The following is a 21734-nucleotide window of genomic DNA, read 5'->3' on the forward strand; positions in this document are numbered from 1 at the left end:
CGCGTCATGAAGATCGGGATCGTCTGCCCCTATTCGTTCGACGTGCCGGGCGGCGTCCAGGGACACGTCATCGACCTGGCCAAGGCGCTTCTCGCACGGGGGCACGAGGTTTCGGTGCTCGCGCCGGCGGACGAAGACTCCGACGTCCCGGATTTCGTCGTCCCCGCGGGGAAGGCGCTCGGCATCCCGTACAACGGCTCGGTCGCGCGGCTGCAGTTCGGCCCGGTGTCCTACGCCCGGGTGCGGTGGTGGATCCGTGACGGTGACTTCGACGTCCTCCATCTCCACGAGCCCGCCGCGCCGAGCCTTTCCCTGCTCGCGCTGAAGGTCGCGGACGGCCCGATCGTGGCGACCTTCCACACCGCGACGACGCGTTCGCGCACGCTGGCGGCGTTCCAGCCGGTGCTGCGGCCGCTGCTGGAGAAGATCACCGCGCGGATCGCGGTGTCGGCGCTGGCCCGCCGGGTCCAGGTCGAGCACGCCGGGGGAGACGCGGTCGAGGTGCCCAACGGCGTCGACGTCGACTTCTTCTCCCGCGCGCTCCCGTTGGACGGCTACCCGCGGGCGGGCGGCACGGTCGGGTTCGTCGGGCGGTACACCGAACCCCGCAAGGGGATGGGTGTCCTGCTGGAGGCGCTGCGGATGCTGCTGCCGGAGTTCGAGGACCTGCGGATGCTGGTCGTCGGCCGTGGCGACGCCGATCAGCTCCGCCGTGAAGCGGGGCCGGAACTGGCGTCGCATATCGATCTGCTGGGCCAGGTCGACCACGAGACGAAGGCACGGGCGCTGCGCAGCGTCGACGTCTACTGCGCGCCGAACACGGGCGGCGAGAGTTTCGGGATGATCCTCACCGAGGCGATGGCGGCGGGCACCCCGGTGCTGGCGAGCGGCCTGGACTCGTTCCGCCGGGTCCTCGACGACGGCAAGGCCGGGATGCTGACCGAAACCGGCGACGCGGCGGCGCTGGCCGAAGGGTTGCGTGAGCTGCTCGGCGATCCGGCACGGCGGGCGTCGCTCGCGGCGGCCGCGGGGGAGCGGGTCGCGATGTTCGACTGGTCCGTGGTCACCACGCAGGTCCTGCGCGTGTACGAGGCGGCGATCGCCGCCGACCCCCGGCGGGTCGGCGCGGGCGAACGCGAGTTCAGCCGATGACGACCTGGGTGTGGATCGGCGGCCTGGTGGCCGTGATCGTGGTGCTGGGCGGGCTGTTCCTGCTCGCGACGGCGAACCGGCTGGACCGGCTGCACGTCCGGATGGACGCGGGCTGGGCGGCGCTCGACGCGGCCCTCGCACGCCGCGCCGTCGTCGCCAGGGCGGCCGCGGTGATCCTGGAGGACGAACAGCTGCGCGCGCTGGGCGAACGGGCCGAGCACGCCGAGCGCCCGGATCGCGAAGCCGAGGAGAGCGAGCTGACGTTGCGGCTGGCGCACGTCGACCGGACCGCCTTGCCCGCCCCCTTGGCCGAAGAGCTGAACGACGCCGAGCACCGCGTCGTCATCGCGCGGCGGGTGCACAACGACGCCGTCCGGGACACACTGCATCTACGACGGCGCCGGAAGGTCCGGTACTTCGGCCTCGCCGGCACCGCCAGGCTCCCGGAGTACTTCGAAATCGCCGAACCCGACGTGTAGGAGGACTGCCCCATGACCGAGCGGGTACTGGTCGCCGTGTTCGCGACGCCGGTGGCGTCCTTCCTCCTGCGCTACGGCAAGGACCTCGGGTACACGCCGGTGTTGTTCGATCCGGACGGCGCACGGGCGACAGACGTCGAGGGCGGCTTCGAGGCCGTCTCGACGGTGCCGGACCTCGGAGCGGACGCCGACGTGGTCGTCACCGATCACGACCGGCCCGAACTCGGCGAAGTGCTCAAAGCCGTGCTCGACCGCCCGGCCCGGTGGGTCGGTGTGCTGGGCAACCCGCGCCACGCCGGCCCGCACGTCGTCGCGCTCCAGGCGCTGGACGTTCCGGCCGACGAGATCGCCCGCGTGCATCGCCCGGTCGGGCTGAACATCGGCTCGCGTACGCCGCCGGAGATCGCCATCGCCACCCTGGCCGGGCTGCTCGCCGACCGGAACGGGCGTCCCGGCGGTTTCGAGTTCTAGAGCGCCACCGCTCCTTCCGGCATCGGCTCGAAGCGGGCGTGCTTGCGGGTGAAGGTCGCCGTGCCCGAGGTCAGCGAACGCAGGTCGATCGCGTAGCGCAGTAGTTCCGCCGCGGGGACCTCGGCGCGGATGACCGTGCGACCGCCTTCACCCGATTCGGTGCCGAGAACGCGGCCTCGCCGGGACGAGAGATCACCCAGCACAGTGCCCAGATGCTCGTCGGGAAGCCGCACCGCCACCTCTTCGAGTGGCTCCAGCAACGCGATCTTCCCGGCCGCGGCCGCCTCCTTCAGCGCCAGCGCGCCCGCCGTCTGGAACGCGGCGTCCGACGAGTCGACGCTGTGCGCCTTGCCGTCGACCAGGGTCACCCGGATGTCGATCAGCGGATGGCCGTCGACCAGCCCTCGCTGGGCCTGCGCCCGGACTCCCTTCTCGACGCTGGGGATGAACTGGTGCGGCACCGAGCCGCCGACGACTTTGTCCACGAACTCGAAGCCGGCACCCCGTGGCAGCGGTTGGACTTCGATGTCGCAGACGGCGAACTGGCCGTGGCCGCCGGACTGCTTGACGTGCCGCCCGTGCCCGCGGCCCGGCCCGGCGAAGGTCGACCGCAGGCTGATGCGGACGGGTTCGGTGTCCACGTCGGCGCCACCCGCGCGCAGCCGTGACAGCACGACGTCGGCGTGGGCCTCGCCCATGCACCACAGCACGAGCTGGTTCGTCTCGGCGTTGCGGTCCAGCCGCAGGGTCGGGTCGCCCGCGACGAGCCGGGAAAGGTTGCGCGCCAGTGTGTCCTCGTCGCTGCGTGTCTTCGCGATGACGGCGACCGGCAGCAATGGTTCCGGCATCGTCCACGGTTTCATGATCAGCGGGTCTTCGGGGGAGGAGACGGTGTCGCCCGTCTCGGCCGAGCCGACCTTGGTGAGCGCGCAGAGGTCGCCCGCGACGCAGTACGGGACTTCGCGCAGGTTCGCGCCGAGCGGCGAGTACAGGTGCGCGACCCGCTCGTCGGCGTCGTGATCCTCGTGCCCTCGTTCGGCGAGACCGTGGCCGGAGACGTGCACCGGGCGTTCCGGGCGAAGCGTCCCGGAGAACACCCGCACCAGCGACACCCGGCCGACGTAGGAGTCGACGGCGGTCCGGACGACCTCGGCGGCCAGCGGGCCGTCGGGATCGGCGCGGAGAAGCGCGTGCGGCTCGCCGGTGGGCGAGGTGACCTCCGGCGGGACGTGCTCCAGCGGCGAGGGGAAGGCGCGCACGATCCCGTCGAGGACTTCGGCGAGCCCGACCCCCGTCGTCGCGCACACCGGGATCACCGGATGGAAGGACCCGCGGGCGACGGCGGTCTCGAGGTCGGCGATCAGCGTGTCCTCGGCGATCTCCTCACCGGAGAGGTACCTGTCCATCAACGACTCGTCCTCGCTCTCGGCGATGACGCCTTCGATCAGTTCGTTGCGGGCCTCGGTCAGCCGGGCGAGATCGTTCCCGTCCGGCTCGCCGACTTCGGGCGGGAAGCCGTGCGAATAGTCGAAATAGCGGCGCGTGATGAGCCCGACGAGACCGTCACGAGCGGGTAGGTACAGCGGCAGGACGCCGGCCCCGAAGGCCTCCTGGCAGGCCGCGATCTCGCCCTCGGGGTCGGCGCGGTGATGGTCGAGCCGGGAGACGACCACCGCCCTCGGCATCCCGACGGCCGCGCACTCCTCCCAGACCGCGATCGTGGCCGCGTCGACGCCTTCCGCCGCGCAGACCACGAACAGCGCCGCGTCGGCGGCGCGGAGCCCGGCCCGCAGTTCACCGACGAAATCGGCGTACCCGGGGGTGTCGATGAGGTTGATCTTGTGGCCCTGGTGCAGCACCGGCGCGACCGAGAGGCCGACCGACCGCTGCTGCCGGACCGCGGCGGGATCGTGGTCGCACACCGTGGTGCCCTCCACGACCGAGCCCGCCCGCGTCACCGTGCCGGACGCGGCGAGCAGTGCTTCGGCGAGTGTCGTCTTGCCGGATCCCGAGGGACCGACCAGGACGACGTTGCGCACCTTCGCCGGGTCGTCCACAGCGACGGCGGCCCCGGAGTCTCCGTTCTTGCTCTGTTTCTCGGCCATGCCGGTCTCCTCACCACACGACGCCGCGAACAGTGTGTCCTCGATCACACACCCGCGACCGCCGTCGCGGCAAGGCGACCGGCGAGGGACCCCCCGAATGTCGACCCGGCGCTATGCTCGATGGCGGACACCCGGAGGCGTATCCGAACCGAATCCGACGGTGGGGGATGAGCGATGGAGCTCGACAGGCGGACGGTGTTGCGGCTGGCAGGTGCGGTCCCGGTGCTGGCGGCGGTGCCCGCGGCGATCCCCGGGCACGGCGGCGGGGACGAATGGGAACGGCTGCGAGCCCGGCTGACGGGCACGCTGTTCCGGCCCGGTGAGCCGGGGTACGACGAAGCGCGGCTCGGGTTCTTCTCGCTGTACGACCATCGGCTGCCCGCCGGGATCGCGGTCTGCGCGAACGAGGACGACGTCCGGCGCTGTGTCGATTTCGCCGCGCGGCACCATGTGCCGATCGCGGCTCGCTCGGGCGGGCACAGCTACGCCGGTTACTCCATTGTGGACAAAGGGCTCATCGTCGACCTGTCCCGGCTGAACGCGATCGAGATCCGGCCGGGTGGCCGCGCGGCGATCGGAGCCGGCGCGCAGCTCGGCCAGGTGTACGAAGCGTTGGCGGCGGCGGGCCGCGCGTTGCCCGCGGGCAGCTGCCCGTCGGTCGGCATCGCCGGGCTGACCCTCGGCGGCGGGATCGGCGTCTTGGGTCGCAAGTACGGACTGACCTGCGACAACCTGGAATCCGTGCGGTTCGTCGGCGCGGACGGGAAACTGCGCGTGGTGTCGGAGGGGACCGCGCCGGACCTGCTGTGGGCGTTGCGTGGCGGTGGCGGTGGCAACTTCGGCATCGTCACCTCGTTCACCTTCCGCACGGCGGAGGCCAGGACGCTGACGAACTTCGGGCTGACCTTCCCGCCCGCCGTGCTGGCCGATCTGGTCGCGGCCTGGCAGGACTGGCAGCCCGCGATGCCGGACGAACTGTGGTCCGGGATGGGTCTCGGACCGGCGGCTGTCAACTGCGGCGGCTGTTTCGTGGGCCGTGCCACGGAACTGAACCCGCTCATCGACGACCTCGTCCGCCGCGTCGGCACCGAGCCGCTCACCCGGGACGTGACCGAGCAGGGCCACTTGGCGACCATGCGCGCCTTCGCCGAGGAGACCAATTTCCCGGCGGCGGTGGCGCAGCGAGGGGAGTACGTCTCCACTTCGCGGATGCTGACCCATCGGGTTCCGGATCCCGACGCGCTGGCGTCACTGCTTACCAGCGATCCCGAGCTGTACTCGATCGTCGACGCGTACGGCGGCGCGATCGCGCGGGTGCCGTCGAGCGAGTCGTGCTTCCCGCACCGGTCCGCGCTCGGCAGCATCCAGATCACCCGCGGCCTGGCAGGCGGCGAGGCGCACGCGCGCCAGGTGATCGGCCGGGTCAGGGACGAACTGGGCCGGGAATTCGGGCAGGCCGGATACATCAACTACATCGACCCGGAGATGCCGGACTGGGCGAAGGCGTACTACGGCGACAGCCTGCCGCGGCTGCGCCGGGTGGCGCGGAAGTACGACCCGGACGGCCTGTTCGCCTTCGAGCAGGGCCTGACCCGCTAGCCCCCTTTCGCGTTTCGTCCTCTGGTTGCGGTACTTGCGCGTGCAAGTACCGCAACCAGAGGACTAATTGCGGGCTAGATCACCCAGTGGACTGCTGAAATCGCCGCGAACTGGCCTGCTTCAGAGGTCCAAAAGCGGCCTACCCTCGGAAGCGTCACCCCTCCTCGTGCGCTTTCCGAAAGGTCCAGCAGTGTCTGACGACTCCACGAACACGGCCACCACCTCGCTCACCGGCACCGCCCGGGTCAAGCGCGGGATGGCGGAGATGCTCAAGGGCGGTGTGATCATGGACGTGGTCACCGCCGAGCAGGCGAAGATCGCCGAAGACGCCGGTGCCGTCGCGGTGATGGCGCTCGAGCGGGTCCCCGCGGACATCCGCGCGCAGGGCGGTGTCGCGCGGATGAGCGACCCGGATCTGATCGACGGCATCATCGAGGCCGTCTCGATCCCCGTGATGGCGAAGGCCCGCATCGGCCACTTCGTCGAGGCTCAGCTGCTGCAGTCGCTCGGCGTCGACTACATCGACGAGTCCGAGGTGCTGACCCCGGCCGACTTCGAGAACCACATCGACAAGTGGGCTTACACCGTGCCCTTCGTCTGTGGTGCGACCAACCTCGGTGAAGCGCTGCGCCGGATCAACGAGGGCGCGGCGATGATCCGCTCCAAGGGCGAGGCCGGCACCGGCGACGTCTCGAACGCGACCACGCACATGCGCAAGATCCGCGCGGAGCTGCGTCGCCTTTCCTCGCTGCCCGAGGACGAGCTTTACGTCGCGGCGAAGGAACTCCAGGCGCCGTACGAACTCGTCAAGGAGGTCGCGGAGAAGGGCAAGCTGCCCGTCGTGCTGTTCACCGCCGGCGGCATCGCGACCCCGGCCGACGCCGCGATGATGATGCAGCTCGGCGCCGAAGGCGTGTTCGTCGGCTCCGGCATCTTCAAGTCCGGCAACCCGGCGCAGCGCGCCGAGGCGATCGTCAAGGCGACCACGTTCTACGACGACCCGGACGTCATCGCGAAGGTTTCGCGCGGTCTCGGTGAGGCCATGGTCGGCATCAACGTCGCGGACTTGCCCGAGCCGCACCGGCTGGCCGAGCGCGGCTGGTAAGCGACTCGGTCGATCGAGAGGCCCCGTGGACTTCTGTTCACGGGGCCTCTTCGCGTGCCGAAGCGCACGGTCGTTTCGATGCCCTTACGGCCTTCGATCAGGGAAGAAGCGGGAGTAAGGGGTCGATCGGCCCCCGGGTGTAGGTGATCACCCGATGCCGGAGGGCACCCCTCAGGACGAATCTGGTCATTACCAAACGAGGTAGTGAGTTCCTGAGGGGAAACGATGATGAACAGCAACGACGTCCTGCTCGCCGAGGTGCTGGCCGAGGTGGACTACCGGACCGAGCGGATGCTGGATGCCGGTCGCAGCGTGTGGGTCGAGCGGGCCCGCCGGGCGGGTAAGCGGATCCGCGGGCACCGCGCCGAGGGCCGGGTTTCGGCCCAGTAGGGAAAGCCGATCAGGGAAGCTCCTTCAGCAGCCGGACGAGTTCGCGGGCGAACCGGTCGATGGTCTTGGCGTCGAACAGGTCGGTGGAGTACTCGAACGTGATTCCCAGGCCGTCGGCGTCTTCGGCGAACACGACGTAGAGCTCGGTTCTGGCGCAGCCGGGAACAGGCAATCCGCGCACGGTGGCCGAAACGCCGGGCAGGTCGAGTTCCCCTGGAGGCGTCGTGACCACGGTGAACAACACGGCGGGATAGCGCTCGACGTCTTGCCCGGACAGCGCGATCGTTTCCCTGAGCGGTAGGTCCTGGTGATCGAGAGAGGCGAACAGTTTCTCCGCGACGATCGGGATCACGTCGGACAGCTCCGCGGTTTCGCCGAGCCGGACGCGCAGGGGCACGGCCTCCCCGATCATGCCGACCGTCTGCTCGTGCTCGCGGCGGCTCCGGCGGGCGCTGGAGGTGGCGAGCACGAGGTCCCGTTGACCACAGGTCTCCGCGCCCCAAAGCGCGAACACGCTCGCGAGGAGTATGGCCCGAGTGCTGTGGGCGGCAGCGGCGAAGCCGTCGATGCGGCGCAGCTGTTCCGGCGTGAGACGCACGTGGTGCAGATCGCCCTCACCGGAAGGCCGGGCGGGCGGAACGCGGTCATAGGGCAGCCTCCAGCGCAGGTCGGCGTCCGCCAGTTCGGTTCGCCAGTAGTCGACGTCGGCGGAATGATCAGCGCCCGCTTGCCATCGCGCATAGTCGGAGTGCTGGCCTCCGGGCGCGGGCAGGGCGGCGGACGTCGCGTCGATCTCGGCGGCGTACAGCCGGGACAGCTCGTGCCACAGGATGTTCAGGGACCAGCCGTCACAGACCAGGTGATGCAGGACGAGCACCAGCACCCACCGGTCACCGGCGATCCGGCCGAGCCGGGCACGCAGCAACGGGCCTTCGGTGAGTTCGAACGGTTCCGCGACGACGCTTCCGCACCACGCGTCGATGCCGGTGCCGAGCTCGTCGAGAGGCAGGTCGAGCGCGAACGGGGCCAGCACTTCGATCATCCGCCCGGCGCCGGACGCCGCGACGCGGCCGCGCAAGGCGTCGTGCCGGGCCACCAGCCGGTCGAGCGCGCGGTGCAGTGCCCGCGGGTTCAGGTCGCCGCGCAGGTCGACGCGATGACCGACGTTGTAGACCTGAGGCCGCGGCTTTTCCGCCTGACGTTCCCAAAGCCTGCGCTGTAGCGAGGTCATCGGGACGGTCTGTGCGATTTGGCGGCCCAGTCCGGCCGCCATCGCGCGGATCGTGGGCGCGCGGAAGAACTCCGCGACCGAGACCTCCGCCCGGAACTCCTCGTTGATCCGGTTGACCAGCCTGACCACGGCGAGCGAATGCCCGCCCGCGTTGAAGAAGGACCGGTCGGCCGCCACGGCGTCCAGGCCGAGCTCCGCGCACCACAGCGCGTGCAGACGGAGTTCGAGCTCGGTGGACGGCGGGGCGGTGTCCCGGTTTTCGGCTGCGGCCGGTGGTTCGGGCAGGGCGGACCGGTCGAGCTTTCCCGTGGTGGTCATGGGCAAGCGGTCGAGCGCGACCCAGCGGGTCGGGATGAGGTAGGCGGGCAGGTCGTCCGCGAGGGCTTCGGCGATTCCCGTCCACGGCTCCGGCGCGGCGGTGCCAGCGAGTACGACGTAGCCGACGAGTTCCGCTTCGCCCCGGTGGTCCGGCCGCACGATCACCGCGGCGTCCGCCACCGCGCCGAGGCCGGCCAGCACCCGTTGTGTTTCACCGGGTTCGACCCGGTTGCCGCGGATCTTGGCCTGGTCGTCGAGACGGCCGAGGAACTCGAGCGTGCCGTCGCCACGCCATCGGGCGAGGTCGCCGGTGCGGTACCACCGGTCTCCGGGCCGGAGCACGCCGGAGAGGAAAGCCGCGGCGGTCTCTTCCGGCTTGCCGACGTAACCTTCGGCCAGCCCGGCTCCGCCGAGGTGGATCTCGCCGATGGCGCCGATCGGGACGGCCCGCCCGGCGGGATCAACCAGTCGCAGCCGCACACCGTCGATCGGGGCGCCGATCGGCGGACGGGGCCCGCGGCGCGGATCCACCAGGTGATCGGTGACGATGATCGACGCCTCGGTCGGACCGTACTGGTTGTGCAGCACGCAGCCGGGATTGTCCGCAAGGAAGCGGCGCAGCGCCGGGGTGAGCACGAGCGGCTCGCCGCAGCACAGGATCAACCGCAGCGACGGCGCGGTGAGGCCGGGTTCGACCAGGTACTTCAGCGGAGTGAACGGCATCAGGATCCGCTCCACCCGGTGGCGGCCGATCGCGGCGGCGACGGCGTCACGATCCTTGTGCTGGTCGTCGTCGAGCAGCACGAGCGTCCCACCGGCGGCCAGCGTGGAGAAGATCTCCTGGACGCTGACGTCGAAGCTCGGTGAGGTCCAGTGCAGGGTGCGCATCGGCGGATGCTGATCCCGTTGCCACGCGATGACGTTGGCCGGACCGCGGTGCGGAACGAGAACGCCTTTCGGGGTTCCCGTGGACCCGGAGGTGTACACGCAGTACGCGGGCGCCTCCGGTCGCACCTCGGGCAGCTCCGGCGCCTCCGGGCCCGGCAAGATCTCCTCGGCGAGTTGCACCGGGAAGTCGTTCAGCACCGGCTGGGAAACGCGAATGTCCTTTGTGGTCAGTACGAGGACGGCGCCGCTGTCTTCCAGCATGTACCGGCACCGTTGCGGCGGTAGCCGCGGATCCAGCGGCAGGTACGCCGCACCACTCTTCAGTACGCCGTAGAGCGCGGCGATCAGTTCGGGGCCGCGGGGGAGGGACACCGCCACGATCTGCCCGGGTCCGACGCCCCGGCTCGCCAGCCGACGCGCGATCGTCTCGGCGCGCTGGTCCAGTTCGCGGTAGCTGATCTCACCGTCGTCGCTGACCAGCGCCACCTCGCCGGGCGTCCCGGCGACCTGCTGCTCGACCATCGTGTGCAGGCAGCGCGCGGGGTGTTCCGGCGCACCGTTCTGCCACCGGTCCAGCAGCCGCAGGTCTTCTTCGACCGGCGTGGTCAGCTCGGACAGCCGGGCCGACGGATCCGCGGTCGCGCGGCGCAGCACCTGCGCCAGCAGGTCCAGCAACCGGGCGATGGTCGCTTCGTCGAACAGGTCGGTGCTGTACTCGATCAGGCAACGCAGGCCGTCACGGTGCGCCGTCAGATAGCAGGCGAGGTCGAAGGGCACCTCGTCGCGCGCCACGTCCAGCGCGGTGGCCGTCAGTGGTGGCGCGAAAGGCTCGTCCACGGCGTTCTCGAACTCGACCAGGACGTCGAACAGCGGGTTGCGGTTCGCCGCGCGGTCCGGATTCAGCATGCCGACCAGCTCGTCGAACGGGACCGCCCGGTGCTCGTAGGCGCCCGTGGTGCGATCCCGGACGCGCTGGGTCAGTTCGGCGAAGGTCGGATCCCCGGACAGATCGAGCCGTACCGGGACCGTGTCGAGGAACAGCCCGATCGTGTCCCTCGCCGTGTCCGGCCGGGTGCTGACGACCGTGCCGACCGAGAAGTCCTGCTGCCCGCTGTAGCGGCCGAGCACCGCGCCGATCGCGCCGAGCACCGCCATGAACACCGTGCTCCCACACTCGGCCGCGAGGGCGCGGAGCGGCTCGCCGAGACCGGCCGCGAGCTCTCTGCTCAGACCGGCGCCGCGTCTGGACACCACCGGCGGACGCGGCCGGTCGGTGGGCAGCAGGAGTTCGGGGGTCCCCTTCAGCTCATCGCGCCAGAACTCCGTGTCGGACGCGGGATTCCCGATCTCGTCCGCCTCGAGAACCTGTCCGGGCCGCGCGGCAGGCAGGGCGGGCCACGCGCGGTAGTGCGCGGCGAGATCCCGGAGGAACACCGCTGTCGACGCCGAGTCGAAGACGATGTGGTGGGCCACCAGGTAGAGCAGATGGCGATCGTCGGCGAGCCGGACCAACACCGCGGCGACCAGTGGCCCGGTGTCGAGATCGAACCGGATCCGGCCCACCGTGGCCTGGATCTCGGCCACGGCTTCCGCTTCGGTGCGGCCGGACAGGTCGATCAGCGGACAGCCGACGGTCACCGACGGCCGCACGAGCTTCCTCGGCACGCCGTCCCGCTCGCGGAACACCGTGCGCAGGCTGGGATGCACCGACACCACGCGCGGCACCGACTCCCGCAGCGCCACGTCGTCCAGCGGCCCGTCGAGCCGGATCGCCTTGGGTTCGTGATAGGCGCCGGTGCCGGGGAACATCCTTTCCAGGAACCAGATCCGGCGTTGCGCGGCGGACAGCTCGTCCTCCCGCGACGGCCCGTCCGGCGAGTAGCGGCGGCGTAAACCATCGAGCAGCGGCAGGGCGTCGAGCACCTGCTCCCGGGGGACGCCGAAATCCACGAAAGCGGCGATCTCGTCGGCCCCCGCCGCGATCAGCGCGTCCACCACCGGCGCGCACTGATCGGGACCGCCGATCAACGCACGGGACTCGCAGTAGCGTTCATACGCGCCACCCAGGACGAAATCGACGTCCTCATCGGTCGCGCCGTCCAGGTCGACCTTCATCCCGAGGCTGTTGCCGACCTGGCCGAGCAGGGAAAGCGACGAGCGCAGGTAGTCGCAGAACGGCCGGAAAGCCCGCTGCCGCGCGGTTTCGTGATCCTCACCGAGAAAGGTGTGCACGAGCACCACGACCCGTCCCTGGTCCGGATCGAGTCCGTGTTCCGCGCGGGTCCGGCGGTAGAGCGCGATGTTCTCGGCCAGGGCGGGCACGTCCTGGGTCATCAGGTTGGTGACCACGCCGAGATCGGCGGCGGCCGCCCGGCGGTAGCTGTCCGGGTTGCCCACCACGGCCGCGAACAACGGCGGATTCCGCTGGAGGGGAGCGGGATGCAGGCGGACCCGGGTCGCGGTGCCGTCACCCGCGACGGCGTCGATCTCTTCTCCCGACCACAGCCGGCGCACGGTGTCCAGGTGTTCGTACATCAGGTCGCGGTGGCCGCCGAAATTCTCCGGGGCGAGCGTGAAGTCTCTGGCGTGCCATCCGCTGGCCACGCACAGGCCGACCCGCCCCGAAGACAGGTTGTCCACAATGGACCATTCTTCGGCGACCCGGATCGGATGGTGCAGCGGGAGCACGACCGACCCGGCGTGCAGCCGGATCCGCTCGGTGTGGACGGCCAGCGCGGAGGCCAGCACGGACGGATTCGGGAACAGTGCGCCGAACGAGTCGAAATGCCGTTCCGGCAACCAGAGCGCGTGGAAGTCGTGCTGATCGGCGAACCGCGCCGCGTCCATGATCAGCCGGTACTTGTCGCTGGAGTCCCGGTCGGGATAGTCACCGAAGAAGTAGAGGCTGAAGGCACAGCCGTTCCCTGTCTTCGTCGCCGGACGGGGTGTCGCCGCCGGACGGACGACGTGGTCGACCGGCTTCGGCACGGGCATCGGTGGCGGTTCGGACGTCACGGTGTCGGCGGGCGCGCCGCGCACCACGTCGAGCTGACGGTGCATCAGGTCCGTCACCTGTCGCATCATGTCGTCCGCGAGCTGCAACTGCCGGGCCATCAAGCCGTGAAGTGAGGAGTCCTCGGCAGGGGCGGATGGCGGCTCGTCGTGTTCGCGGACCACCGGCTCGGTCTCCGGGACCGCTCCGCCGCGCTGAACGATCAGTTCGGCCACCTTGGCCGGGGTCTGCGCTTCGGCGAGCAGTTCGCGAACGCCGATCCGCACCCCGTAGACGTTGTGCAGTTCGCGGGCCAAGCCCATCAGCGCGAGCGAATCGGCGCCGCCCGCCACGAAAGTGGTGTCGTCGGAGAGCTCGCTCACGCCGAGACGCTCGGCGGCGAGGCGCCGGACTTCGGTGAGGACGGCGCCAGCGGGTACAGGCTCGGCCGGAGCCGTCGGCTGAGCGAAACGTTTGCGCTGGTAGGGGTATCCCGGCAGCGGGACGCGTCGTCCGCCGGGCACGAGCGCGGACCAGTCCAGGTCGGCGCCACGACGGTAAAGCGCCGCGGCGGCGCGCAGCACCGCGTCAGGCTCGTCCTCGGCGGGTGAGACGAGGGACGGCCGCCAGTATCGGTGTGGGAGAGCCGCCTGCCCGATCGAACCGAGCACCTCGCGCGGTCCGATCTCCAGATAGGCCCCGCAACCGGTCCGTTCGAGCGCCCGAAGCGTCTCGTCGAAGCGCGCCGTCTCACGGATTTGCCGACGCAGGTAGCGCGCGTCCACTGCGGCGCCCGCCGGGATCAGTCCGTCCAGATTGGACGCCAACGGAATCCGCAGCGGGCCGAACCGTACCGCGACGGCCGCTTGCTCGAACTCGTCGAGGATGGGATCGAGCAGCGCCGAGTGAAAGGCCCGGTCCACCGGAAGTCGTTGCCAGGAAAGGCGTTCCCGATCGAGTGCCGCTTCGGCGGCCGCGATCGCCGCCACCGGCCCGGACAGCACGTGTGACCGGTCGCCATTGACCACCGCGACCTCGGTCCCGGTGACGGCGGCCAGCCGCCGGGCCTGCTCCGACGAGGCGCGGATCGCGATCATGCCGCCCGCCGCGGTCGCGTGCATCAGCCGTCCGCGCAGGCAGGTCAGCCGCAGCCCGTCGGCCACGCTGATCCCGCCCGCCACCGCGAGAGCCGCGTATTCCCCCAAGCTGTGCCCGGCCACGTAGTCCGGTTGGACGCCCCACGATCGCCACAACCCGGCCAGCGCGACCTGGTAGCAGAAAAGCGCGGGCTGTCCGTCCTCAGTGGACAGAACGGTGGCCGGATCCGGGGTGCCGAGCAGAGCGTCGGACAGCCTGGGCGCGCCGAACTCTCTGGCGAAACCCAGACACTCGTCCAGCGCTTCGCGGAAGGCGGGGAACGTGTCACGGAGCCGTGCCGCCATTCCGCGATACGTCGACCCCTGCCCGGAGAAGACGAACGCGAGCGTTTCGAAACGTTGCGAGGCAACGGGTTCCACCGCGATCGAGTCGAGCGCGGCGGCCAGTTCGGCGGTGTCCCGGCCGACCACGGCGTGCCGATGCGCCCGGTGCGGTCTGCCGAGCGCCATGCTCGCCGCCACGTCCCGGGCCCGGAGTCCGGGATGCGCGCGCAGGTGATCCCGCAGCGCTTCGGTGAGCGCGGACAGTCCTGCCTCGTCGTTGGCCGACACGGGCAGCAGCACCGGTCCCGGTGCCGCCGGTGCGGGGACGGGCACCGGGGCCTGTTCCAGTACCAGGTGGACGTTCGTGCCGCCGACGCCCAGCGCGCTGACCCCGGCCCGCCGGGGTCCGTCGGTGATCCACGGGGTGTTTTCCTTCGCCAGCACGAACGGACTGCCCGCCAGCCGCAGTCCCGGGTTGGGCCGGTCCAGGTTCACCGTCGGCACCAGCTCTCCGTGACGCAGCATCAGCACCGTCTTGACCAAACCGGCGAGGCCCGCGCAGGTGTCGAGGTGGCCGATGCCGGGTTTGACCGAGCCGAGCGCGCAGAATCCCGTGTGCCCGGTTTCGCCGTAGGCCTGGCTGAGTGCCTCGAACTCGACCGGATCACCCAGCGCGGTGCCGGTCCCGTGCGCCTCGACGTAGGTGACGGACGACGCGGGCACGCGTGCCCGCGCCAATGCCCGTCGGACGACCTCCGCCTGCCCGGACACACTCGGTGTCGCGAAACCCGCCGTGCGGCCGGCGTCGTTGTTCACCGCGGAGCCCAGGATCACCGCGTGCACGGTGTCCCCGTCGGCGATCGCCCGGTCGAGCCGTTTCAGCAGCACCGCGACCACGCCGTTGCCGCCGACCGTGCCGTCCGCGTTCGCGTCGAAGGCCCGGCAGGCACCCGTCGGCGACAGGATTCCGCCTTCGTACGGCCGGTAGCCGGAATCCTGCGGCAGATGGATCGCCGCCGCTCCGGCCAAAGCCAGGTCGGCGTCCCCGGTGAGGAGCGCCTGCCCGGCCAGATGCACCGCGACCAGCCCGGTCGAACACGCCGTCTGTACGCCGATCGCGGGTCCCGACAGTCCCAGCCGGTACGCCACCCGGCTGGCCAGGAAGTCGGGTTCCGACCCCATCGCGGCCTGCATCGCGGCCAACTCGTCCGCGGCGGGCGGGCGCCCGTTCTCCCGTGCGCGCCGCTGGTGGCCGTAAAGCTGCATGCCCGCTCCGGCGAACACGCCGATCCTGGTGCCCGCACCGGTCGCCGCGTATCCGCCGAGTTCGAGCGCCTCGTGGCAGCACTCCAGGAACAAGCGGTGCGCGGGGTCGGTCAGGGCCGCCTCGTGCGGGCTCATCCCGAAGAACTCCGCGTCGAACGAGTCCACGTCGTCGAGCACGCCCCCGACCGGAACCACCCCCGGCTCCACCGGGTGGGCGAAGGTCCGCACACTGCACACACCGTCGCGCAGGTTGGCCCAGAACGAGGCGAGGTCCGGCGCACCGGGCAACCGCGCCGCGATGCCGATGATCGCGATCCGGTCTTCGGACGCCGGGGTCTCGGGTGCGGCGAGGCGCGGCCGCTGGGCAGCGCTCGCCAGGCTGCCGGCGAGGGCAGCGGGGGTCGGGTACTCGAACACCGCGGTCGGCGATACCTCACGGCGCAGTCGCCCGCTGAGGGTCGAGGCCAACTTGATCACGGACACCGAGGTCAGGCCCGCCTCGTAGAACGGCGTCGCCGGATCGACGTCGCGGCCGAGGATCTCCCGGACAGCCGACAAGACCGTGGACTCGACGTCGGCGGGCGTGGTGCCCGCCTGCCCGAGTTCCCCGGCGGCCAGCCGTCGTCGCAGCTCGGCCCGCTGAACCTTGCCGCCGCCCGTCCGCGGAAAGGATTCGGGCGCGACCGGGAGGACCCGGGTCACTGTCAGCCGCAACCGGGTGAACACCGCCCCGCGCACCGCCGTCGCGACCGCGTCGAACTCGTCCGCGGGTGCCGAGGTGGCCAGTAGGACGATCAAATCCTCCGTACCGGTCTCCGCGTTGGGAACGCCCACAGCGGCCACCTCACCGGCGCGGGCACCGCTCGCCGCGCAGACGACCTCCTCGATCTCGTGGCAGAAATGGTTCTGCCCATTGAGGATGATCAGATCCTTGGCGCGCCCGGTGATCACCACCTGCCCGTGCGCCAGAAAGGCGAGATCGCCCGTGTCCAGCCAGCCCGGCTCGGGGAACGCGGCGCGATTCGCCGCTTCGTCGTGCAGGTAGCCGGGCGTGACGCGCGCCGAGCGCAGCTGCAGCCTGCCGATCTCACGCTCGCGCAGGAGCTCGCCCCGGTCGTCCACCACCCGCACACTCGCCCCCGGCGCGGGCGGCCCGACCGCCACGAAAGTGCTGCACTCGTGCTCTTCCGCGGATTCGGGGGCCTGGCGTAGCTCGCCGCCGAGGCTGGACTTCAGGACACGGTGCACGCTTTCCGGCGTGCCGAGCCTTCCGAAGGTGATCGCGGTGACCGTCTCCGTCATGCCCCACACCGGCAGGATGGTGGTTTCCTCGATGCCGAACGGGGCGGTGTGTTCGAGAAAACGCGCCAGCACCGGCAGCTGGATTTGCTCCCCGCCACAGAGCAGCGTCCGGACCGCGGACAGGTCCAGGTCACGGGAATCCTCGGACAACGCCGAGGCCACCTGGGCGAAGCCGAACATCGGCGCCCAGCTGTGCGCGACCCGGTGCTCAGCGAGCAGCTCCAGCCAGGTATTCGGCCTGGCAAGGACAACCTCGGTCGGAACGTGCACGTTGGTCACCCCGGCGAACACTTCGAGCACGTGGTAGATCAGCAAAGCGCCACTGTGGTCGATCGGAAGCCAGTTCAGTGTGGTGTCACCGGCCCGCAGGCCGAGCGATCTGCGGGCTCCTGCCGCGAATTCCAGCAGGCCGCGATGCGTCAGGGGGATTCCCTTCGCCGCGCCGGTGCTCCCGGAAGACAGCATCACGAGCGCCGGATCGGCCAGGCTTGGCCGGTGCACGTCGAGCTCGGGCAGCGCGCTCATCGGCTCCGTCGGGACCCGCGCGGTCCGCAAGCCGGGCAAGCCGGGGTCCGCGTCCGCGACGAGCACGAGGGGATCATGAAGCAGGTTTGCCACGTGCCGGACCCGTCGCCGTAACGTGTCGTCCGCTGTCGCGCCCGCGATCGGCACCGGCAGCGCACCGCCGAGTACGCATCCCCAGAAGAGGGGGAAGAACTCGGCGAGCGGCAGGCCGAACAGCACGACCGGGTCGCCGGGCCCGACTCCGAGATCCCGCAGCCGTGCCTGGACCGCGCTCGCCCTGGCCAAGAGTTCCGGATAGGGACAGCGATTCGGCCTGCCCGCCGAATCCAGGGTCACCACCGCGTGGCCGGGTGCGCCGGCCGCGGCGTTCCGCAACGCCTGCGCGAGATCCACCCGCTCGCCGTCACCCAGATCGAGTGGTTCTCCGTGAACCAGCGCTTCCCCCATCACGACCCCTTCTTCGATACCTTCCCGGCACCAAGCGCCCGGCGGCTTCGTAAGCGCAGCAAGACGATTCCCGCCACGAGAACCGGAAGACAGTGGTAGGCCGCCACCACGACCGGCGGAGACGCCACCTCGAGCACCAGCCCGCAGGTGGCCATCCCGGCGGCGAAACCCGCCGTCTCGGCGGTGGCCGACAAGCCGAACAACCGGGCACGCTCCGCCTCCGGCGCGGCCTGCAGCCTGCTGAGATACGCGACCTCGGTGAGCCCGTCGGCGAGACCGGCGACGAACAGCACGGCCACCAGCAACGGAACCGGCAGCCCGGTGAACGCGACCACGAAGGCCACGGACATGAGCACGGTGCCCGCCGCGAACACCCGCTCGTCGAGCCGGACCCCGCCTCCGCGATCCATCCTGCGTACCACCCACTGCACCGCGATGCTGCCGATGGCCCACGCGGTCCAGAACCAGCTCATGAACGCGTACGGCGCGCCCGGCCACTCCGTACCCGCGTGGATCGGGAGGGCCACGTTGTGCGACGCCGACCCGAAGGCATCCGAGCCACGGATCAGCACCAGGGCGAGGACGGCCAACGGCAGTCCCGCCAGTGCCGGCAATCTCGAACCGGTGGACGGCACATTGCCTTCGTCCTGGCCGGATGCGTTGGTACGCAAGGGAAGGATCCACAGCACTGCCGCGGACACCAAGAACGACGCGGCGTTGACCAAGAACGCGGCCTCGAACCCGCCCGCCAGGACCACGACGGGTGCCGACGCGTAGCCCAGCACCGTTCCCAGTGATCGCCCCGCGACCAGCCGTCCGTTCGCCCGGACCCGGTGCTCCTGACCCACCATCGCGGGCACGCTCGTCCGCAGCGACACCGAGAAGACCGTGTTGCCGACACCGAGCACGGCGGCGGCCACCAGCAGCCCGCCGAGCCCCGCGGCCCGCCCGGCGAAGCCGAGCACGATCATCGCCGTCGCCTGCGCGAGATCCGCGCAGACCATCAGGCGCCGTCGATCGAAGCGCGCGGCCAGCTTTCCGGCCAGCACTCCGGACAGGAGGCCGGAACCGACGCGGACGGCCATCACCGCGCCGAGGCCGACCGGCCCGCCGGTCACCTCCAGGGTGAACAGACTCAACGCGATCAGGTTGAGAAAGGTCCCGAACGACGACACCGAGTACGCCACGAGGAACGCCCAGAACGCGGCGCTCCCGGCGTCGGTCGTCCTGGTGCGGAAGACGAGCATCGAAGCCTCTGATCGTTTGGCCGGACGGGATACGATCGTCCCGACGCGGCCTTGTCCGCCGGCGGAATTCACCAGGGAACAGCGAACTCGACCCGTTTCGCCCGCGATGGAAGAAAAGCCGGCCGGAAAACGCGGACGCGAAGGTCCCGTCCCGGACCTGGGTTCACGGTGTCCTTGAGGACCGCCGGAAGTGGATCGGAATTTCACGGTTCGAGTCGAATCCGGTTTTCAGCATGTCAAGCCCCCAAAGCCGACTCACCCGCCCAACGGCGGGTGATTTGCCAATAATGCCGCCTTTCATGAGTACCATCGCACGTCGGCCCGGGCAAGGATTCGACCTCGGCGCGATCCGCGGCATCGGTTCCCTTGCCACAAAGAATCCGTTCCGGCAAGGGGTGTTCGCGCCGAAAAAGGCGAAGCGGAATCGAGCGGTCGGACATTTTCCGACCTGCCGGGAGATCAGGACGTCAGGACAACGACCGTCGCCTCAGGATCGCGGGAACGATGGGGGAGTGCCGGTATGCCTGGCTGACTTTGACCAGCCAGGCCGTCTCCGCGTCGAAGTCCTCTTCCCGTCGCAAGCGCGGTGCCGGGGTCGTGGGAATCGCGGCGGATTCGCCTTGGGAATGCGCGGACACCGCGGCGGCGATGAGAGCCGCTTCCGCGACGGCCTGCGCGTCGTCCTCCGTGAGCCCGGAGCGCATCGCTTCCCCCTTGGCGAGGTTGATCGTGTCCTCGTCGAGGTAGTGGCGCAGGGGGCCGACCAGCGCGTCGCGGATGCCGATGACCCGGTGGCGCAGCCGGGAGTGAGGGCTGCGCGGGGCCGCGACCGGAATGGCCGTCCTTGCCGGGGCGAGTGCTTCCCACAACGGGGTCAGCCGGCGATAGGCGCGACGCTGGTGCCAGTACCGGGCGACGCGCGGCCCCCAGGACGGGATGGTCATCCCGATCACCAGGAAACAGACCCCCGGGGCGGAGAACAGGAACTGGATGCCGTGCACGCCGTTCTCTTCGTACGGCAGGTCGTAGCCGAGGCCGACGATCGTCTGGTAGGCCACCTTGTGGATCAGCATGACCAGCCAGATCAAGCAACCGAGGCCCATGAAGCGCACCCCGATCCGCAGGTAGGTGCTCTCGATGGTCAGCCCGCGCCACCGGACGAGCAGGATGTCGACCAGGACGATGATGTTGTGGGTCTCCCAGATCAGGTCGTAGACGAGCACACCCGGATCATGGGTGCCGCTCGGTCCGACGATCGGCAGCCCGATGCGCAGCGGGCCGATCACGTAGCCGATCAGGAGCAAGGGGAGAGCCACCCCGAACAGCGCCCGCCCGAACCGCAGACGTCGTCGCAGTTGCCACTCGGGGGCCGAGACCCGGATGACGAAGATGTGGGCGTAGAAGGACATCGCCATCCACACCACGTGCTGGATCACCTGCGGCAGACTGGGGATCCGGCCGAGCAGGTCGTAGGCCAGCCAATAGGCCGGTGCCCAGCCCAGCAGGTAGAGGGCGAAGAGATTCACCATCGTCAGGGACAAGGCCCGGCCGGCGGGGGCCTTGTTGTCTTCACGCCAGGTCGTGGCCCGGTAGGCGACGGCCACGGCGATGGTCGTCAGGGCGATGAGATGAACAACGCTGGCCACCGGCATCCGGCATTCCCCCAGGGCTCGTCACCGTTCCAGCGCCTGGCTCAACCGGGCGCTCATCCCGGTCGGTTCCCGGCGCGGGCGGCGCGGCCGCGTCTCGATGATCTCCGAAATCAGATAGGCCACGGTTTCCGCTTCGGCCTCGTGCTGGGTGGTGAAACCCGCGTGCTGCCGGGCCAGCATGATCTTGAGCGTGGTGCCGCTCAGATCGGGAAAGATGTTCGCCAGCGCCGATTCGGCGTGCTCGGCGCCGGGGTGCTCGCAGAGGATGTGGCCCAGTTCGTGGAGCACGATATGCGCCTGGTGCACGGGCGTGGTGTCGCGCTCGTAGCAGACATAGTCGGTCGAGGATCCCGCCATCCACAGCCCGCAGGCACCCGAGGCCGACATCGGCAGCGGCAGAAGCGCGATCGGCCTGCCCCGTTGTTCCCCCACCCGACCGCATAATTCCAGGACGTCACACGAGTCCGGTACCACCAGTTGACCCACGACCCGCCGACACCGTCGTTCGATCCCGCGGGATCCTCGACGCCACCTCAAGTTCGACGCCCTCCAGCGTTGTCGGAGTCGAGTCCTTCCAGTTTCCGGAGCTGTTCGGTCATGGCCGTGACGGTTTCCAGACTTCCATCGGAGAGACCGACCATCCTAGCGGCCACCCGGGCGATTCCGGCGTCCCGCAGCAACGCGGCCAACGCGATCTGGGCACTGACTTGTTCGGACGGCTCGTCATCGAGGAAGTAGACGGCCGACACCCCGAAGAACTTGCCCAGCTTCTCCAAGGTGTCCTTGGTGGGGTTGACGTTCTTCCCCGAACGCAGCGCGGAGAGCAGCCCGGTGGAGAGACCGGTGGCCTTCGCCACCTCTGGATGGGTGAAGGGCTTCCGGTCGCGTGGATGGACCTCCCGGAACAGGTAGTCCACCTTTTCGGCCAGGGTCCGCGGGGCCTGCTGCTTCTTGTCCACGGACGCCCTCCCACTCCCACGAGGATCAGTAAACTGATCTGACCTGGTCAAGGCTATCAGCCGGGCCTGTTGACGCAGATGTTGTGGTCAAACCATTGTCCCACCCGCTGGTATGACCGACTGCCCATAAGGGTCACTGGAGTGACTTAGACGTGTAGGCCAGTCAGCTTATTGACGCTTTTTGA

At 70.0% G+C, this 21734-nt stretch carries 12 protein-coding genes; 6 read left to right on the top strand and 6 right to left on the bottom strand.

The genetic code is table 11. From position 1 onward, the window contains the following. Window positions 1–6: 6 nt before the first annotated feature. The 3 genes from ACLJPX_RS16340 to ACLJPX_RS16350 are packed head-to-tail and all read left to right on the top strand — an operon-like array spanning window position 7 to window position 2102. The gene (locus ACLJPX_RS16340; RefSeq protein ID WP_410600832.1) at window positions 7–1152 is read left to right on the top strand and encodes a glycosyltransferase family 4 protein; all 1146 of its coding nucleotides are present in this window, start codon (window positions 7–9) and stop codon (window positions 1150–1152) included. Then, entirely contained in the window at window positions 1149–1631 is a 483-nt protein-coding gene (locus tag ACLJPX_RS16345; RefSeq protein ID WP_410600833.1) for an NUDIX hydrolase, read from the top strand. Before ACLJPX_RS16340 ends, ACLJPX_RS16345 begins: the two co-directional genes overlap by 4 nt. 12 nt (window positions 1632–1643) lie before the next feature. Beyond that, window positions 1644–2102, top strand: a complete 459-nt coding sequence (locus tag ACLJPX_RS16350; RefSeq protein WP_410600834.1) for an XdhC family protein — start codon at window positions 1644–1646, stop codon at window positions 2100–2102. Here ACLJPX_RS16350 and ACLJPX_RS16355 read toward each other — a convergent pair. Next, window positions 2099–4207, bottom strand: a complete 2109-nt coding sequence (locus tag ACLJPX_RS16355) for an elongation factor G-like protein EF-G2 (RefSeq protein WP_410600835.1) — start codon at window positions 4205–4207, stop codon at window positions 2099–2101. The two genes, ACLJPX_RS16350 and ACLJPX_RS16355, sit on opposite strands and share 4 nt — an antisense overlap. Window positions 4208–4381: 174 nt before the next feature. Here ACLJPX_RS16355 and ACLJPX_RS16360 point away from each other — a divergent pair, with 174 nt between their 5' ends. The 3 genes from ACLJPX_RS16360 to ACLJPX_RS16370 all read left to right on the top strand — a co-directional run bounded on the left by ACLJPX_RS16360 (window position 4382) and on the right by ACLJPX_RS16370 (window position 7301). After that, window positions 4382–5806 carry an FAD-binding oxidoreductase gene (locus ACLJPX_RS16360; protein ID WP_410600836.1) on the top strand — a complete coding sequence of 475 codons (1425 nt, stop codon included), beginning with the start codon at window positions 4382–4384 and terminating at the stop codon, window positions 5804–5806. A gap of 190 nt (window positions 5807–5996) precedes the next feature. Continuing rightward, window positions 5997–6911: a pyridoxal 5'-phosphate synthase lyase subunit PdxS gene (gene pdxS / locus ACLJPX_RS16365; protein WP_101607340.1), complete on the top strand. Its 915-nt coding sequence runs from the start codon at window positions 5997–5999 to the stop codon at window positions 6909–6911. Window positions 6912–7136: 225 nt separating this feature from the next. Further along, window positions 7137–7301 (top strand): hypothetical protein, encoded by a 165-nt coding sequence (locus tag ACLJPX_RS16370; RefSeq protein ID WP_158255806.1) that lies wholly within the window; start codon window positions 7137–7139, stop codon window positions 7299–7301. A 10-nt stretch (window positions 7302–7311) separates the two neighbouring features. On the opposite strand, the gene ACLJPX_RS16375 is transcribed toward ACLJPX_RS16370, so the two are convergent. The 5 genes from ACLJPX_RS16375 to ACLJPX_RS16395 form a co-directional block, all read right to left on the bottom strand. After that, on the bottom strand, window positions 7312–17691 hold the full coding sequence (locus tag ACLJPX_RS16375; RefSeq protein WP_410600837.1) for an amino acid adenylation domain-containing protein: 10380 nt from the start codon (window positions 17689–17691) through the stop codon (window positions 7312–7314). Then, complete coding sequence (locus ACLJPX_RS16380; RefSeq protein WP_410600838.1) at window positions 17691–18938, bottom strand: MFS transporter; 1248 nt, start codon at window positions 18936–18938, stop codon at window positions 17691–17693. The genes ACLJPX_RS16375 and ACLJPX_RS16380 overlap by 1 nt, the downstream gene beginning before the upstream one ends. A 467-nt stretch (window positions 18939–19405) precedes the next feature. After that, entirely contained in the window at window positions 19406–20590 is a 1185-nt protein-coding gene (locus ACLJPX_RS16385) for an MAB_1171c family putative transporter (protein ID WP_410600839.1), read from the bottom strand. A 21-nt stretch (window positions 20591–20611) separates the two neighbouring features. After that, complete coding sequence (locus tag ACLJPX_RS16390) at window positions 20612–21022, bottom strand: hypothetical protein (RefSeq protein WP_410600840.1); 411 nt, start codon at window positions 21020–21022, stop codon at window positions 20612–20614. A 101-nt stretch (window positions 21023–21123) separates the two neighbouring features. Next, the gene (locus ACLJPX_RS16395; RefSeq protein ID WP_410600841.1) at window positions 21124–21549 is read right to left on the bottom strand and encodes a helix-turn-helix domain-containing protein; all 426 of its coding nucleotides are present in this window, start codon (window positions 21547–21549) and stop codon (window positions 21124–21126) included. Window positions 21550–21734 lie beyond the last annotated feature (185 nt).

The organism is Amycolatopsis sp. lyj-90, from assembly GCF_046549035.1.
Taxonomy (GTDB): Bacteria; Actinomycetota; Actinomycetes; order Mycobacteriales; family Pseudonocardiaceae; genus Amycolatopsis.

Excerpts from the sequence above, each read along its gene's own strand:
- ACLJPX_RS16385 (WP_410600839.1), bottom strand. The coding sequence starts at position 20,590 with ATGCCGGTGGCCAGCGTTGTTCATCTCATCGCCCTGACGACCATCGCC.
- ACLJPX_RS16380 (WP_410600838.1), bottom strand. The coding sequence starts at position 18,938 with ATGCTCGTCTTCCGCACCAGGACGACCGACGCCGGGAGCGCCGCGTTC.
- ACLJPX_RS16345 (WP_410600833.1), top strand. The coding sequence starts at position 1,149 with ATGACGACCTGGGTGTGGATCGGCGGCCTGGTGGCCGTGATCGTGGTG.
- ACLJPX_RS16355 (WP_410600835.1), bottom strand. The coding sequence starts at position 4,207 with ATGGCCGAGAAACAGAGCAAGAACGGAGACTCCGGGGCCGCCGTCGCT.
- ACLJPX_RS16340 (WP_410600832.1), top strand. The coding sequence starts at position 7 with ATGAAGATCGGGATCGTCTGCCCCTATTCGTTCGACGTGCCGGGCGGC.
- ACLJPX_RS16375 (WP_410600837.1), bottom strand. The coding sequence starts at position 17,691 with ATGGGGGAAGCGCTGGTTCACGGAGAACCACTCGATCTGGGTGACGGC.
- ACLJPX_RS16350 (WP_410600834.1), top strand. The coding sequence starts at position 1,644 with ATGACCGAGCGGGTACTGGTCGCCGTGTTCGCGACGCCGGTGGCGTCC.
- ACLJPX_RS16370 (WP_158255806.1), top strand. The coding sequence starts at position 7,137 with ATGATGAACAGCAACGACGTCCTGCTCGCCGAGGTGCTGGCCGAGGTG.
- ACLJPX_RS16360 (WP_410600836.1), top strand. The coding sequence starts at position 4,382 with ATGGAGCTCGACAGGCGGACGGTGTTGCGGCTGGCAGGTGCGGTCCCG.